The organism is Bacillus mycoides (assembly GCF_000832605.1).
Classification (GTDB): Bacteria; Bacillota; Bacilli; order Bacillales; family Bacillaceae_G; genus Bacillus_A; species Bacillus_A mycoides.
On sequence record NZ_CP009692.1, the window covers coordinates 146788 to 161734 of the forward strand.

The window sequence follows — 14947 nt, forward strand, 5'->3', positions numbered from 1 at the left end:
ACTCATAAAATCGCTACACCCTATCCCCTCTAACTTTCAAAAGTTACACTGTTTCACTATCTCCATCCTTATCAACACTCGCCTCAAACTTATCAAGCAACGCACGCACTTCATCAGTTGATTTCGTGTTCATCAATTGATTTCTTAGTTCAGCAGCTCCAGGGAAGCCTTTTACATAAATTTTGAAGAAGCGATGAAGCCCTGTGATTGAGCGTGGTAGTACTTCTGCATATTGATCTTGAAGATCAAGCTGTAGTCTTAGAAGATCAAGGTGTTCTTTACTGCTATGCTCTCTCGGTTCTTTTTCAAAGGCAAACGGATTTTTAAAGATTCCTCGTCCAATCATAACGCCATCAATACCGTATTTTTCAGCAAGTTCCATTCCAGTTTGACGGTCAGGAATGTCTCCATTGATTGTTATTAGCGTATTTGGTGCGATACGGTCACGTAATTTTTTAATTTCCGGAATTAGTTCCCAGTGCGCATCTACTTGGCTCATTTCTTCTCTTGTACGTAAATGAATAGAAAGGTTTGCAATATCTTGTTTAAAAATGTGCGTTAACCAATCCTCCCACTCGCTTAACTCTTTAAAGCCAAGTCGTGTTTTTACGCTGACAGGTAGTCCGCCCGCTTTTGCTGCTTGAATAAGTTCTGCCGCAACGTCTGGACGTAGAATAAGACCACTACCTTTTCCTCTTGATGCTACGTTCGGTACAGGGCAGCCCATATTAATATCAATACCTTTAAATCCTAACTCTGCCATACCAATACTCATTTGACGGAAATATTCAGGATTATCTCCCCAAATATGCGCCACTATCGGTTGCTCATCTTCTGTAAAAATTAAACGGCCACGTACACTTTTCATACCTTCTGGATGACAATAGCTATCCGAGTTTGTAAACTCTGTGAAGAATACATCTGGGCTACCAGCTTCACTTACTACGTGACGGAAAACAACGTCTGTCACATCTTCCATTGGTGCAAGTACGAAAAATGGTCGTGGTAAATCATTCCAAAAATTATCTATCATTTCAAATTCAAATCCTCTCAATATGAATACAATTTCAAACTCTCAATTTAAAAATATAAAGCCAAATAGCAAAAGTACCTTTGGACATTTATATTTTGTGAAAATCAGCAATATTCATTTTAACTAAAATCGTTGCTGAATGGTATTTTTATAAACCAAAAAGCAGATGGTATAGATTTTTCTATATCAACTGCTTTTTTATTATACCAACTTAAGCCAAGTCACACACTCTACATGAGTCGTATGCGGGAACATATCAACAGGTTGTACTTCCTGTGTTTTATATCCGCCTTCTTCTAGCACTTTTAAGTCGCGTGCTAATGTTGCTGGGTTACACGATACGTATACGACGCGTTTTGGCTTCATGTCGATGATTGTGTTTAGTAGTGCTTCATCACAACCTTTACGCGGTGGGTCTACGACCATTGTGTCGGCGATTACGCCTTCTTTGTACCATTTTGGAATGACTACTTCTGCTTCTCCTACGCCAAATTCAGCGTTTGTCATGTTGTTTAGTGCTGCGTTTCGGTTTGCGTCTTCGATTGCTTCTGGAACAATTTCAACACCGTACACTTTTTTCGCTTTTTGCGCTAGGAATAAGGAGATTGATCCGATTCCGCAATAGGCATCGATTACTGTTTCGTCACCATTTAATTTTGCGTATTCTAACGTTTTATCGTATAGCACTTTCGTTTGTTCTGGGTTTACTTGATAGAATGAACGTGCTGAAATCGCAAATTTAATGTCACCGATAAAGTCATAAATATATTCTGATCCGTACAGTACTGTCGTTTTGTCTCCGAAAATAACGTTTGTACGTTTCGTGTTTACGTTTTGAACGATTGATTTTACTTCTGGGAATTTCGCTGCGATTTCTTCAATGATTGCTTCTTTATTTGGCAATTCAGCTGTACGTGTAATGAAGACAAGCATAATTTCCCCTGTTACTTGTCCGTAGCGAGCCATTACGTGGCGAAGTGTTCCTTTGTTACGCTCTTCATTGTAAGCCGAAATACCGTGCTTTTCACAAATACGTTTTACTTCTTGAATTAATGTATCGTTTTCTTCCGCCTGAATTAAGCATGATTCCATATTAATGATGTCATGCGTTCCTTGACGATAGAAACCAGCTACAAGTCCACCTTCACGTTCTCCAATTGGTACTTGTGCTTTATTACGGTATACCCACGGGTTCTTCATGCCAAGTACAGGATGAACAGGAACATCACTTAATCCGCCGATGCGCTGCATAACGTCACGTACTTGTTTTTCTTTCGCTTTTAATTGTCCTTCATATGTTAAGTGCTGAAGCTGACAACCGCCGCACTCGTTGTACACGGGGCATTCTGCATCTTTACGATATGGACTTTCTTGATGAAGCTTCATTAAACGACCAAACGCGAAGTTTTTCTTCACTTTAATAATTTTAATTTGTGCTTCCTCACCTGGTAATCCGTTTTTTACGAAAATAGGATATCCCTTCACTTTCGCAACACCGGCACCATCATGTGTTAAATCTTCAAACACTACATCTATAAACTCGTTTTTTTCAACTGGTGGCGTCATTTTTGTACTCATTTTCCGACCTCTCTTTTTCATAACACTGCGTTACATTTTATCATACTTATATGGTCTATTTCTATTGGAAGAAAAAAAGCTATTGACGATAGTTCTCTAGTAATGTTACGCTACTACTAATTTAATACGGACGATGTTACCTCATATATAGTCGATAATATGGATCGAGAGTTTCTACCCGGCAACCTTAAATTGCTGGACTATGGGGAAAACTAATGAATATTAGCCTATGTATAAAAAGACTCCTATTGATTAGCTTTCTCTCATAGATGAAAGTGAATCCATAGGAGTCTTTTTTTATTTTTATTTTTCTAAAAGGTCAGACATCTTACGTATGACATAAAACCTCTATTACTTTATTTTTAGTAATATAACGAGCGTTTTATGTAAAAACTTTATACGAACTTCTGAAAGGGGCAACTACATGCAATATGTAATGAGCATTATCGGTATTCTTGTCGTTTTAGGTTTATGTTTTGCTTTGTCAAACAACAAAAGTAAAATCAACTTCCGTGCAATTGCTATTATGATTGGTTTCCAAATTTTAATCGGTTGGTTTATGTTTGGCACAAAAATTGGTCAACAAATTATCATCTTCATTAGTAAAGTTTTCAACAAACTAATTAAACTTGGTACGACAGGTGTCGATTTTCTCTTTAATGGAATTCAAAGAGATTTTGTCTTTTTCTTAAATGTATTATTAATTATCGTATTTTTCTCAGCACTACTTTCTATCTTTAGTTATTTAGGTGTTTTACCATTCATCGTTCGCGTTGTCGGCGGTGCAATTTCAAAAATTACTGGTTTACCACGCGTTGAATCATTCCACGCAGTAAACTCTGTATTCTTCGGTTCAAGTGAAGCGTTAATCGTTATTAAAAACGATTTACAGCATTTTAATAAAAACCGTATGTTTATCATTTGTTGTTCTGCAATGAGCTCTGTTTCTGCTTCTGTTACAGCATCATACGTAATGATGTTAGATGCGAAATATGTACTAGCAGCTCTTCCACTAAACTTATTCTCAAGCTTAATCGTTTGTTCGTTATTAACACCAGTTGATACGAAAAAGGAAGATGAAGTGATTCAAAAATTTGATAGAACTCTATTCGGAGACAGCTTTATCGGCGCAATGATTAACGGTGCGCTTGATGGTTTAAAAGTAGCTGGTATCGTTGCCGCATTAATGATCGCCTTTATCGGTGTTATGGAAGTTGTAAACTACGTAATTAGCGCAGCTTCAGGTGCAATGGGATATGCTGTTACTTTACAACAAATCTTCGGTTATATACTTGCTCCATTCGCATTCTTAATGGGTATCCCAACTCATGATATTATCCCAGCTGGTGGTATTATGGGTACGAAGATTGTATTAAACGAGTTTGTAGCAATCCTTGATTTAAAAGGCGCTGCTGCAACATTAGATCCACGTACAGTTGGAATCGTTACTGTATTCTTAATTAGCTTTGCAAGTATTAGCCAAATTGGCGCAATCGTTGGTACAATCCGTGCCCTTTCTGAAAAGCAAGGAAGCATCGTATCAAAATTCGGTTGGAAAATGCTATTTGCATCGACACTTGCTTCTATTTTATCTGCAACAATCGCTGGATTGTTTATTTAATAAAAAATCACCTTACTCTTTTAAGTAAGGTGATTTTTTTGATTCCTTATGAAATAGAACGGAATTCAATTACTTCCTCTTTACTAATAAGTTTTCCTTCGTGTATACCTTTTACTGAAATATCAATAATGGATTTATCCTCTCCTTCAAGCTTACCCAAAGAAAATATATAAATTAAATTTTGTTCTTTTAGCATCCATTGCTTGCCATGCCAGGGCCCCGTTATCTTTTGTTCCAAAGATGTTTTTTCTTCTCCAACATACTGACATTCTCCAAACGAAGTTTTTACTATATTTTTCTCCGTATCAATTACTATATTTCGAAATAGCTCTAAGTTTTTACTTGAAACAATTTCTATCTCATGGTTACTTTTTTGTTTAAATTGCAGTTTTCCATCACTTGTATTAGATAAACTACTATTCTCAACGGCGTTCCTAAAAAAGTTATATTCTTCTTCTGTAATACCAAAATTAGGATGATATGGCTTCACCTGTTTATCTATATGCCCCGATATGTAGTTTACATACCACTCTTTATCATTTTTCACATGATCACTCATTTTTTTAGTAATAACCTCTACTTTTTTTAAGGTATCACGATCCATTTCAATCGTCATAATATCCGCCGTTACTTCCGCATTCATAAGGTGTGGTGGAATATACTCCTCCACACTATTCGCTTTACTCGTTTCACTTTGACAACCGACTATGAATAGCGATATGAAAAGGATATATACTAGTTTTTTATATTTCATTTCTGTTCTCCACTCCGTACATCATTCTTACTTACATTTATAGCGGTTCTTATTATAGTCCAAGATCCTGATATTTTAATAGAAACTACTCTACATATGCAAAATTGCATATTAATAAATCTTTCTCTTACTTTAAAATTAACTTAAATTATTTACCAAAATATACAAATTACAAATGAACAATGTTATAATTTGTAAAAAATATATTGGAGGATATTATGAAAGCTCACGCCCTTTTCGACTTCTTACACTTACTAGTTTTAAGCATGAAAAGCTATTATGTATGGGGAATGCCAATCTATGTATTCATTATCCCTCTTATTTTTGTAGTAGGTTATATCATTATCAAATCAAATAAGAAACGCAAGAATACCTCTATTCAAAGTCACTAACCTACCATTCACCTAAAAATGATATGATGAACAAGGGTATATCCCCACCTCTCTTATAGCGGTGGGGATTTTAATGTAAGCATGCAACATAATACACAATAGAAGGTGATTTTATGAGAAAATACGCAGCGATTTCTTTATGTACATCTGCTATTCTAGTAGGCTGTAATACTAGCAATGTAAGCCAAGAACCTAAAAAAGAGAAAAAGGTACAAGAGGTCAAAAAACAAGAAGAGACGGTGCGGGAACAAGGTAAAATTTCTTATAATCCAATTACGCACGAATCTACAACCGCAAATATTCATATTACAGACATAAAAGATTCTTTAACCGAAGTACAATATAAAATTTGGCGCACTGCTGATGGAAAGGAAAGTGCTAAATCCTTTTCTTCTAAAGAGAAAAATCAACAATTTACACTTCCCTTTGATATAAAAGAATTTGAAGGAAAACGCGGTGAATATCAAATTGAAGCTACAGGAACAAAAGAGGGCGGAAAAACTATTCCACTTACGAAATCTACTATTACTTTCGAGCAAAAAGTTCCTGTTCTTATGTACCACGCAATTGATGATTATCATGGACAAGGTATTAAAGATTTATTCGTATCGCCTGCTAACTTTGAAGCACAAATGAAGTATTTAAAAGAAAATGGTTATACTTTGTTAACGTTTGAACGCTGGGGCGATATAAATAAAGTAAACAAGCCGATTTTCGTTACATTTGATGACGGTATGAAAAATAATATGAATGCATTTCATGTTTTACAAAAACTAAAAGACGATACATTTAAACCAGCGGCAACAGAATATATGATTGTTGATAACGTTGATGTAGAAGGAGCTCTTTCTACATCTGAAATAAAAGAAATGGTTGATTCAGGTATTTTTTCTGTACAATCTCACACAGCAACACACGCAGACTTGCCGAAAATTACAAACTATGATGAAGAGTTAAAAGGATCAAAAGAAAAGCTAGAGAAAATAACAGGTAAGCCTGTTATCGCAATTGCTTATCCTTTCGGTCATGTAGATGATAAAGTTGTCGCAGAAACAAAGAAACACTATCAATTTGCAACAACAACGAAGCCTGGACAATTCATTACGAAGGGTGAACCTGATGAGTTGTTAAAAATGAAGCGTGTTCGCATACACCATACAACGACTGTAGAACAATTTGCTTCTTCGATTAAATAACTATTAGAGCTCAATACATTTTGAGCTCTCTTTTTACGTTATATTTATATATATTTTTAGAATTTTCTTGTATTATATATAGTAAGAAATCTTTCAAACTAAAGGAGATTATACATATGTCATTTGAACAAACGTTAGAGAAATATGCTGCCCTTGCAGTCAATGTTGGTGTTAATATTCAACCCGGACAAACTTTATCAATCAGTGCACCTCTTGAGGCTGTACAGTTTGTACGCCTAGTTACAGAAAAAGCATATAAATCTGGTGCAAAACACGTATATGTTGATTGGAATGATGAGACGTTAACACGCTTAAAGTTCGATCTAGCTCCTGAAGAAGCTTTCTCTGAATTCCCTTCTTGGAAAGCACATGCTCGTGAAGAATTAGCAAAAGAAGGCGCTGCATTTATGTCCATCTATGCAGAGAATCCTGATCTATTAAAAGGTGTAGAACCAAAGAAAATTGCAACAGCTCATAAAGTAGCTGGAGAAGCGATGAAAGTATACCGTGATTATGTACAAGCAGATAAAGTAAGCTGGTGCGTAATTTCTGTTCCTACGAAAGAATGGGCTGCAAAAGTATTCCCTGACGTAGCGCCAGAAGAACAAGAAACAAAACTATGGGATGCTATCTTCAAAGCTACTCGTGCTGATTTAGAAAATCCTGTGGAAGCATGGAAAGAACATGATGAAACACTACATACAAAAGTAGATTACTTAAACGAAAAACATTATAAAGCTCTTCACTATACAGGCCCTGGAACAGACTTAACAATCGAACTTCCAGAGAAGCATGTATGGGCTGGTGCTGGTAGCTTAAATGAAAAGAACGTAGCATTTATGGCTAACATTCCAACTGAAGAGGTATTTACAATGCCTCTTAAAACAGGTGTGAACGGCCAAGTATCTAGCACAAAACCGTTAGCATTTGCAGGTAATATTATTGATAACTTTACATTAACATTCGAAAACGGACGTATCGTAGACTATAAAGCTGAATCTGGTGAAGAGGCTTTAAAACATTTAGTAGAAACAGATGAAGGTTCTCACTTCTTAGGCGAAGTAGCTTTAGTACCTCATGATTCACCAATTTCAAACACAAATATTTTATTCTACAATACGCTATTTGATGAAAATGCATCTTGCCACCTTGCAATCGGAAATGCTTATGCATTTAACTTAATTGGCGGAAAAACAATGTCTAAAGAAGAACTTGCTGAAAATGGCGCAAATGCTAGTATTACACACGAAGACTTCATGATTGGATCAGCTGAGCTTGATATCGACGGCATTACAGCTGATGGAAGACATGAGCCGATCTTCCGTAAAGGTAACTGGGCGTTTTAATAAAAATAAAAGGCTATCTTCCACGCCGGAAGATAGCCTTTTATGATGCCGATGACACTTTCAGTCCAATTACTCCTAAAACAATAAAGAGAATACAAAATGCTTGGAATAAATTAATATGCTCTTTAAAAAAGTACACACTAATGATTGTAATAAGTAGCGTTCCCACACCAGACCAAATTGCATAAGCAATACTTAAATGAATCTTTTTAACAACGATAGCAAACACGCTGAAACAAATTCCATAGAATACGAAAATAAGTACACTTGGAACAAGCTTTGTTAAACCGTTCGATAACTTCATCGCAATCGTTCCAGCTACTTCAAAAATAATTGTTACGAGTAATAATAGCCAATATACCATACTAGAATCTCCTTCTCTGTTACCTTATAGAGATTCTAGTATACTACTTATAGTCCTAACGAAATATATTTAATTTCTAAATATTCCTCGATACCGAAATGGCCTCCTTCACGGCCGATACCACTTTCTTTAAAGCCTCCAAATGGTGCTTGTGCAACTGATGGAAGGCCATCGTTTAAGCCGATAATTCCGTACTCTAACGCTTCACTAATTTGGAATGCTTGGCTAATATCTTTTGTGAAAATATAAGCAGCCAAGCCATATGGTGTATTATTTGCTCGTTCGATTACTTCTTCAACTGTTTTAAATTTCGCAACTGGTGCAACCGGTCCAAATGTTTCTTCATTCATACAAAGCATCTTGTCATTTGCCAATCCAATTACTGTTGGCTGAATGAAATAACCATCTAACTCTGCAAATTTATGGCCACCGTATAAAACTTCTCCGCCCTTTTGAATTGCATCTTCAATATGTTCTTGTACTTTCGAAACTGCATTCGCATCAATAAGTGGACCTACAGTTGTTCCTTCGCCGAATCCATCTCCGACTTTAAGCTGCTCTACAGCTGTTGTGAACTTCCCTGCAAATTCTTCATACACTTCTTCTTGAACAAAGATGCGGTTTGTACATATACACGTTTGTCCTGCGTTACGGAATTTCGAACCAATTACCGCTTCTACCGCCTTATCTAAATCAGCATCATTCATAACAATAAATGGAGCGTGACCACCTAATTCAAGCGAAACCTTTTTCATCGTTTGCGCAGCGCTAGCCATTAATTCTTTTCCAATTTCAGTTGATCCTGTAAAGGAAACTTTTCGAACGCGCTCATCTTCCATCCACGTATCAGCAATTGCTTTTGCACTACCTGTTACAATATTTATTACACCTTTTGGAATATCTGCTTCATGTGCTAATTCAACTAACTTCAATGCAGTTAATGGCGTTTGACTCGCTGGTTTCACAACTGCCGTACAGCCTGCTGCAAGTGCTGGAGCTACCTTTCTCGTAATCATAGCAGCCGGGAAATTCCAAGGCGTAATAGCTGCCATAACCCCAACTGGTTGCTTCATAACTAAAATACGCTTATTCGGATGAGAAGCAGGAATCATTTCACCGTATATTCGCTTTCCTTCTTCTGCGTACCATTCAACAAAACTATTTGCATAATTCACTTCACCAAGTGCTTCTGCAAACGGCTTCCCTTGCTCTCTCGTCATGATTGCTGCAATTTCTTCTTTATTTTCATCAATGAGCGTGAACCATTTTTTTAACTTTACTGCGCGATCCGCTGCCGTTAATTTTGACCATAATTTAAAAGCCTCATGTGCAGCATCAACTGCTTGCTTTGCCTCTGTAATCCCGCCCTTTGGTACAGTTGCAAATACTTCCTTTGTCGCTGGATTATTCACTTCGATTTGTTCTTGCAGTTTAATCCACTCACCATTTATATACATCGCTTTTTTCTCTAAGTTTACGAACGTCGCTTTTTTATCCAATGTTTTCTTCCTCCTCTATGAACTTCTTAATCTTCCTAGTAGCAGCAGATTGACTTATTTGTAAAAACTCAGCCACTTTATAACTTGATCCATACGTTTTATACGCTTTAAGAATAATATTTCTCTCTACCTCTTCCAGCATTCTATAAAGACTTTGTCCGGATTGTTCAACTGTGGCCTCTTGCATAGATAGTGGCAAATCTTCTACCATTACAAAATCATCTGCAGTGATAACAATTCGTTCAATTACATTTTCAATCTCTCTATTATTTCCTTCCCAAGGGTACCCTACAAACATTTGTAACGTACTAGGAGCTAACTTTACATCCCGTCCGTACTTTTTATTAAAATGCTGTAAATAATGATAGATGAGCGGCAAAATGTCTTCTGTTCTCTCCCGAAGTGGTGGAATTGAAATTGGAATGACATTCAGACGATAGTATAAATCTTTCCGGAATGTTCCTTGTTTCACCATCGTACTTAAATCTCTATTTGTTGCCGCTACAATTCTAACGTCCACCTTTTTTAATTCTCTTCCGCCTATAGGACGAAACGTTTTTTCTTGCAATACTTGCAAAAGCTTCGCTTGAATTTCAAGCGGCATTTCACCAATTTCATCTAAGAAGAGGGTTCCTTTATGCGCTGATTCTAATAGCCCCTTTTTCCCTTCACGATTTGCACCTGTAAAAGACCCACCTGAATATCCAAAAAGCTCAGATTCGATTAAATTCGTCGGCAATGCCGCACAATTAATTTCATAGAAACTTTCATTCTTCCGGTGACTCACTTCATGCAAATGGCGTACTAATCGGCTTTTCCCCACTCCAGTCTCACCTAATACGAGAACAGTACTATCTACTACTGATACTTTTTTTATTGTTTCGATTATTTTTTGCATAGCGATACTTTTAAAAATAAGTCCTTCGTGTTCATATGTTTCTCTTAATTCTTTTTTATATGTTTTTAACTGATTATCCATTTCCTCTACCTTTTGACGTAATTGATAGAGTTCTGTAAGATCACGAGAATAACTAATCACTCTTCTTAAATTTCCCTCATCATCAAAAACAGGCCTTGTACGAACATGCAAATACTCTCCTGATTTCGTTGTTTGAACAAGTTCAACTGGCCTTTTCTTTTCAATTACTTCTAACGTTGCAGACGGATAAAAAATCCCTTCTTTTTGTAGTTCTTTTACATGCTTTCCTACTAATTCCTTAGCAGAGAGCTGGTAATGTCTTTCACACATGCTATTTACACGTACAACGATTCCTTTATCATCCGTAACAAAAATTTCGTCAAATGCATATTCAAATACATCTTGTAAATCCATCAACACTCGTTCCTTTTCTGCAACCATCCTAGCCACCCCTTACTTTAAATCCATCGATTCACTTCACTACCTTTATTATAAAGTGAATTTTCTGCATTTTATATAGAGTAAGCTAGAATGTTTTCAATTTGTTATTTATACAAATCTATTTATATTTTTCAACACATAATTCGCTGCCTTGAAAAATACAGAATGCTATCGCAACCACACCCTCACTTTGTTTTAGCTTGGCATGGGGCAGGAAAAGGGGCTGATCGATTCTATATATGACCAGATGCTCTCTTCCGCCTAAAAAGAAAAGCTTTATGCCCTTTTTTAAGTTATTCCAATTCTTTAAACGCGAGCGATATTTGCTTGCTCATAACAAGCTTGCAATGATTCTTCAATTATTGTTAAACCTTCCTCAAGTTGCTCATCTGTAATCACTAATGGCATTAAAACACGAATAACATTTCCATATGTTCCTGCTGATAGTAGAAGTAATCCATGCTTATTTGCTTCTGCACATAAATTAGACGCTAGTGTTTTATCAGGCGCTTTCGTCTTGCAATCTTGAACGAGCTCGAATGCACACATTGCCCCTAAGCCGCGCACATCACCGATGCAATTATATTTGTTTTTCATCTCTTGGAATCGGTTCATTACGACTTTCCCTACTTCTATCGCTCTATCATTTAATTTCTCTTTTTCTATTACATCAAGCACAGCTAATGCAGCCGCACATCCTAGTGGGCTTCCTGCATATGTTCCGCCCAGTTCTCCCGGTGCAGACTCATTCATAATTTCTTTACGCCCAATGACACCACTTATCGGTACACCAGCACCTAATGATTTAGATACCGTAATTAAGTCTGGAACGACATCATAATGATCAATTGCAAAGTATTTTCCGGTACGACTAAAGCCTGTTTGAATTTCATCAGCTACAAATAAAATACCGTGCTCTGAACAAATGCCGCGTACTTCTTGAACGAATTTCTTACTTGGAACGATAAATCCGCCTTCCCCTTGAACAGGTTCCATTACAACTGCTGCAATTGTTTCTGGTGCTACTTCTGATATGAAGAAGTTCTTGAACTCTTCAATGATAAAGTCATCATACTGCTCTTCTGTTAAACCTTCTGGGCGACGGTATTCATATGGGAATGGCGCTTTATATACTTCTGGAGCAAATGGGCCAAATCCAAATTTATATGGTTTTACTTTACTTGTCATCGTCATTGTCATTAATGTACGCCCATGAAATCCTTTAGAAAATGCGATAATTCCAGGTCTCTTCGTATATTTACGAGCAATCTTCACTGCATTTTCAACCGCTTCTGCCCCACTATTTAAAAACAGCACTTGTTTATCGAAATTACCTGGCGCTAATGCGGCCAGCTTTTCTGCCAATTCAATATATGGCTCATACATCATCACATTAAATCCAGTATGAATATATTGATCTACTTGTTTATGAAGCGCTTCTTTAACGGCTGGATGACAGTGTCCTACATTAATTGTCCCAATTGCTCCTGCGAAATCAATGTACTGATTTCCATCCACATCTGTTACGAGTGCACCATTTGCAGACTGTACAAATGTTGGAATCCCATTACTTACTCCTTTTGGTACTATATTTTGGCGGCGTTCTAATAAAGACGCTGCTTTCGGTCCTGGAATTTGTTCATTTACTTTAGCAAATTTTTTTGTGTTCACTGTGTACCCCATCCTTTTCTATACAATGTTTTCTCTTTATATTGCAAGATGCATGCCAACTTCCTCTTTCTAGTATTCATCCCATTCTCTTACTATCTCGGCATAAAAAAATAAGTCTATAAAGACTCATATAGAGTCTTTATAGACTTATTCATTTATACATTAGACTTTCCTTGTTCCCAAATAAACTCACCTGAATGAGAAATTAAATCTTCAACAGATTGTAATACTAAATCTGCAAGTGGTTCTAACGTTTGACGATCACCCGTACCAGATAGTACGCCAATCGCATAACAGTCGCCACCATTTTTCGCTAAATGTAAATCCGTCGGTGTATCCCCGATGACTGCTACTTCACATGTCTCTAAATTAAATCTCTCACAAAACGATTCTACAATTTTTTTATCTGGCTTCTGTACTGGAAATGTATCTGAAGCTATAACACAATCAAAAAAAGCTTCCAATTGATATTGCTTTAAAAATAATTCTGTCGGCGCGAAATCATCAGCTGTAACGACACCTAGAATAAACCCTCTATCCTTTAACGCTTGTAAAACTTTCGGTAAATCTGCCGTCATTCTCATATGTGAACGATGCTCGTACATAAGAGCAAACAACTTTTCACTCACCCATTGATGCATCTCTTCTTCTCTAGATGATGCAATATACTTACAAAGCCCCTTGGCCACATCAAGACTCGTTCCAGCAGCGAGCGCACTACGCGGGTGAACAAATGCTCCATCTACGCCAATCTCTTTTAATAAAGCCTGCTGCATTGACTGTGGGAGTTGATATAATTTTATACATTCAGCGACAAGCTCTTCAGCTACTTTTATCCAAATTGAATGAAAATCCATTAATGTCCCGTCTTTATCAAATAATATTGCTTTTACCTTCTCCATAGCATCCTACCTCTCATTTCTTATCTCTTCCAGTGTATCAATAAAATATGGATATAAAATAAACGGATTGTAAAAATACCATAAAAATCAAACTAACTTACAATTTACAATTCATCTGCACATAGAGAAACTTTAATCAGTGGGGGAATCTTATTACTCGCAAATAGTGAGGTGAAAGCAAAAAAAAGATGCCTTTACAGGGCATCCTCTTGATGTTCAGGAACAAATAGTTCCAGACAATGATATATATTTTCAAATTCCATTGGTGCATCTCCGCCATATTCACCATCTAAGTTGATCATTAATTTATCAGGTGAATGCACTTTAATACGATTCGCTTGTGTATATAGTACTTTCGGATTGTTAATATGTTCCCCACGCTGCGCTTGTGTTGCTGCTTTAATTAAATCAGCGATAGAACCTTTTTTCAGTACTAATAAATCAAATAATCCATCGTTAATAGATGCATATGGTGCTACTTTTTCGAATCCACCAACTGAACGAGTATTCGTAATTAAAAACATCGTAATTTCTTCTTGTAGCAACTTCCCATCATACTCAATTTCAACATATGTTGGATGTAATGATGGTAACATTTCGATTCCTTTTAAATAGTAAGCAAGTTGGCCTAATACCGTTTTTAGCTTGCTTGGTACTTCATATGTTAATTCTGTAATACGGCCGCCACCAGCGATATTAATGAAATATGTATCATTTGCTCTACCAAGATCTAACGGTACCGTTGTTCCTTCACAAATAATATCCGCAGCCTCTTCAATAACACGAGGTACACCGATCGCACGCGCAAAATCATTTGTCGTTCCAACTGGAATAATTCCAAACTTTGGACGATGCTCATGTCCTACTAAACCGTTCACTACTTCATTTAACGTACCATCACCACCAGCTGCGATAACAACATCAAACTTACGATCCGCAGCTTGCCTCGCTGCCACAGTCGCATCTCCAGGACCAGTTGTCGCATGACAAGACGCTTCATATCCAGCTTGTTCTAATTTTTGTAATACTTCTGGTAAGCTCTTCTTAAATAGCTCGCGCCCAGAAGTAGGATTATAAATAATTCTTGCTCGCTTCATCATTTATTAGCACAGGAAATTCCTTATTCATTGAAAAACGAATACACCGAACCCTTATTCAGTATCCCTATGCTTACCTCCTCTCATCTTCCTATCCTTCTTTAATTCCGCTCAAACAGGCAGTAAGAACCCGA

At 36.8% G+C, this 14947-nt stretch carries 12 protein-coding genes and 1 riboswitch; of the genes, 3 read left to right on the forward strand and 9 right to left on the reverse strand.

All coding sequences use genetic code 11. From position 1 onward, the window contains the following. Window positions 1-43 precede the first annotated feature (43 nt). Window positions 44-1033, reverse strand: a complete 990-nt coding sequence (locus BG05_RS02585) for a tRNA dihydrouridine synthase (RefSeq protein ID WP_033733721.1) — start codon at window positions 1031-1033, stop codon at window positions 44-46. Window positions 1034-1234: 201 nt separating this feature from the next. Further along, a complete protein-coding gene (gene rlmD / locus BG05_RS02590; protein ID WP_033728647.1) occupies window positions 1235-2611 on the reverse strand; it encodes a 23S rRNA (uracil(1939)-C(5))-methyltransferase RlmD in 1377 nt (458 codons plus the stop codon). Window positions 2612-2732: 121 nt separating this feature from the next. Further along, a riboswitch (purine riboswitch) is annotated at window positions 2733-2834 on the forward strand. Window positions 2835-3035: 201 nt separating this feature from the next. On the opposite strand from rlmD, the gene BG05_RS02595 reads away from it, so the two are divergent. Beyond that, on the forward strand, window positions 3036-4232 hold the full coding sequence (locus BG05_RS02595; RefSeq protein WP_002063580.1) for a NupC/NupG family nucleoside CNT transporter: 1197 nt from the start codon (window positions 3036-3038) through the stop codon (window positions 4230-4232). Window positions 4233-4278: 46 nt separating this feature from the next. On the opposite strand, the gene BG05_RS02600 is transcribed toward BG05_RS02595, so the two are convergent. Next, window positions 4279-4986 carry a hypothetical protein gene (locus BG05_RS02600; RefSeq protein WP_003187117.1) on the reverse strand — a complete coding sequence of 236 codons (708 nt, stop codon included), beginning with the start codon at window positions 4984-4986 and terminating at the stop codon, window positions 4279-4281. A 505-nt stretch (window positions 4987-5491) separates the two neighbouring features. Between BG05_RS02600 and BG05_RS02605 the strand changes: the two genes are divergently transcribed. Beyond that, window positions 5492-6574 carry a polysaccharide deacetylase family protein gene (locus BG05_RS02605; protein WP_003187119.1) on the forward strand — a complete coding sequence of 361 codons (1083 nt, stop codon included), beginning with the start codon at window positions 5492-5494 and terminating at the stop codon, window positions 6572-6574. A gap of 116 nt (window positions 6575-6690) precedes the next feature. After that, the gene (locus BG05_RS02610) at window positions 6691-7920 is read left to right on the forward strand and encodes an aminopeptidase (protein ID WP_002169285.1); all 1230 of its coding nucleotides are present in this window, start codon (window positions 6691-6693) and stop codon (window positions 7918-7920) included. 40 nt (window positions 7921-7960) lie between these two features. On the opposite strand, the gene BG05_RS02615 is transcribed toward BG05_RS02610, so the two are convergent. The 6 genes from BG05_RS02615 to BG05_RS02640 all read right to left on the reverse strand — a co-directional run bounded on the left by BG05_RS02615 (window position 7961) and on the right by BG05_RS02640 (window position 14816). Beyond that, a complete protein-coding gene (locus BG05_RS02615) occupies window positions 7961-8284 on the reverse strand; it encodes a DMT family transporter (RefSeq protein ID WP_000263259.1) in 324 nt (107 codons plus the stop codon). Window positions 8285-8331: 47 nt separating this feature from the next. Beyond that, window positions 8332-9783, reverse strand: a complete 1452-nt coding sequence (gabD, locus tag BG05_RS02620) for an NADP-dependent succinate-semialdehyde dehydrogenase (protein WP_033728650.1) — start codon at window positions 9781-9783, stop codon at window positions 8332-8334. Beyond that, a complete protein-coding gene (locus tag BG05_RS02625; protein WP_002167042.1) occupies window positions 9776-11143 on the reverse strand; it encodes a sigma-54 interaction domain-containing protein in 1368 nt (455 codons plus the stop codon). Before BG05_RS02625 ends, gabD begins: the two co-directional genes overlap by 8 nt. A 306-nt stretch (window positions 11144-11449) precedes the next feature. Continuing rightward, window positions 11450-12814, reverse strand: coding sequence for a 4-aminobutyrate--2-oxoglutarate transaminase (gabT, locus tag BG05_RS02630; RefSeq protein ID WP_033733722.1), 1365 nt, complete (start codon window positions 12812-12814; stop codon window positions 11450-11452). A 155-nt stretch (window positions 12815-12969) separates the two neighbouring features. Further along, a complete protein-coding gene (locus tag BG05_RS02635; RefSeq protein WP_003187137.1) occupies window positions 12970-13716 on the reverse strand; it encodes an HAD family hydrolase in 747 nt (248 codons plus the stop codon). 194 nt (window positions 13717-13910) lie between these two features. Further along, window positions 13911-14816, reverse strand: a complete 906-nt coding sequence (locus tag BG05_RS02640; RefSeq protein WP_002010051.1) for a diacylglycerol kinase — start codon at window positions 14814-14816, stop codon at window positions 13911-13913. Between the last annotated feature and the right edge of the window lie 131 nt (window positions 14817-14947).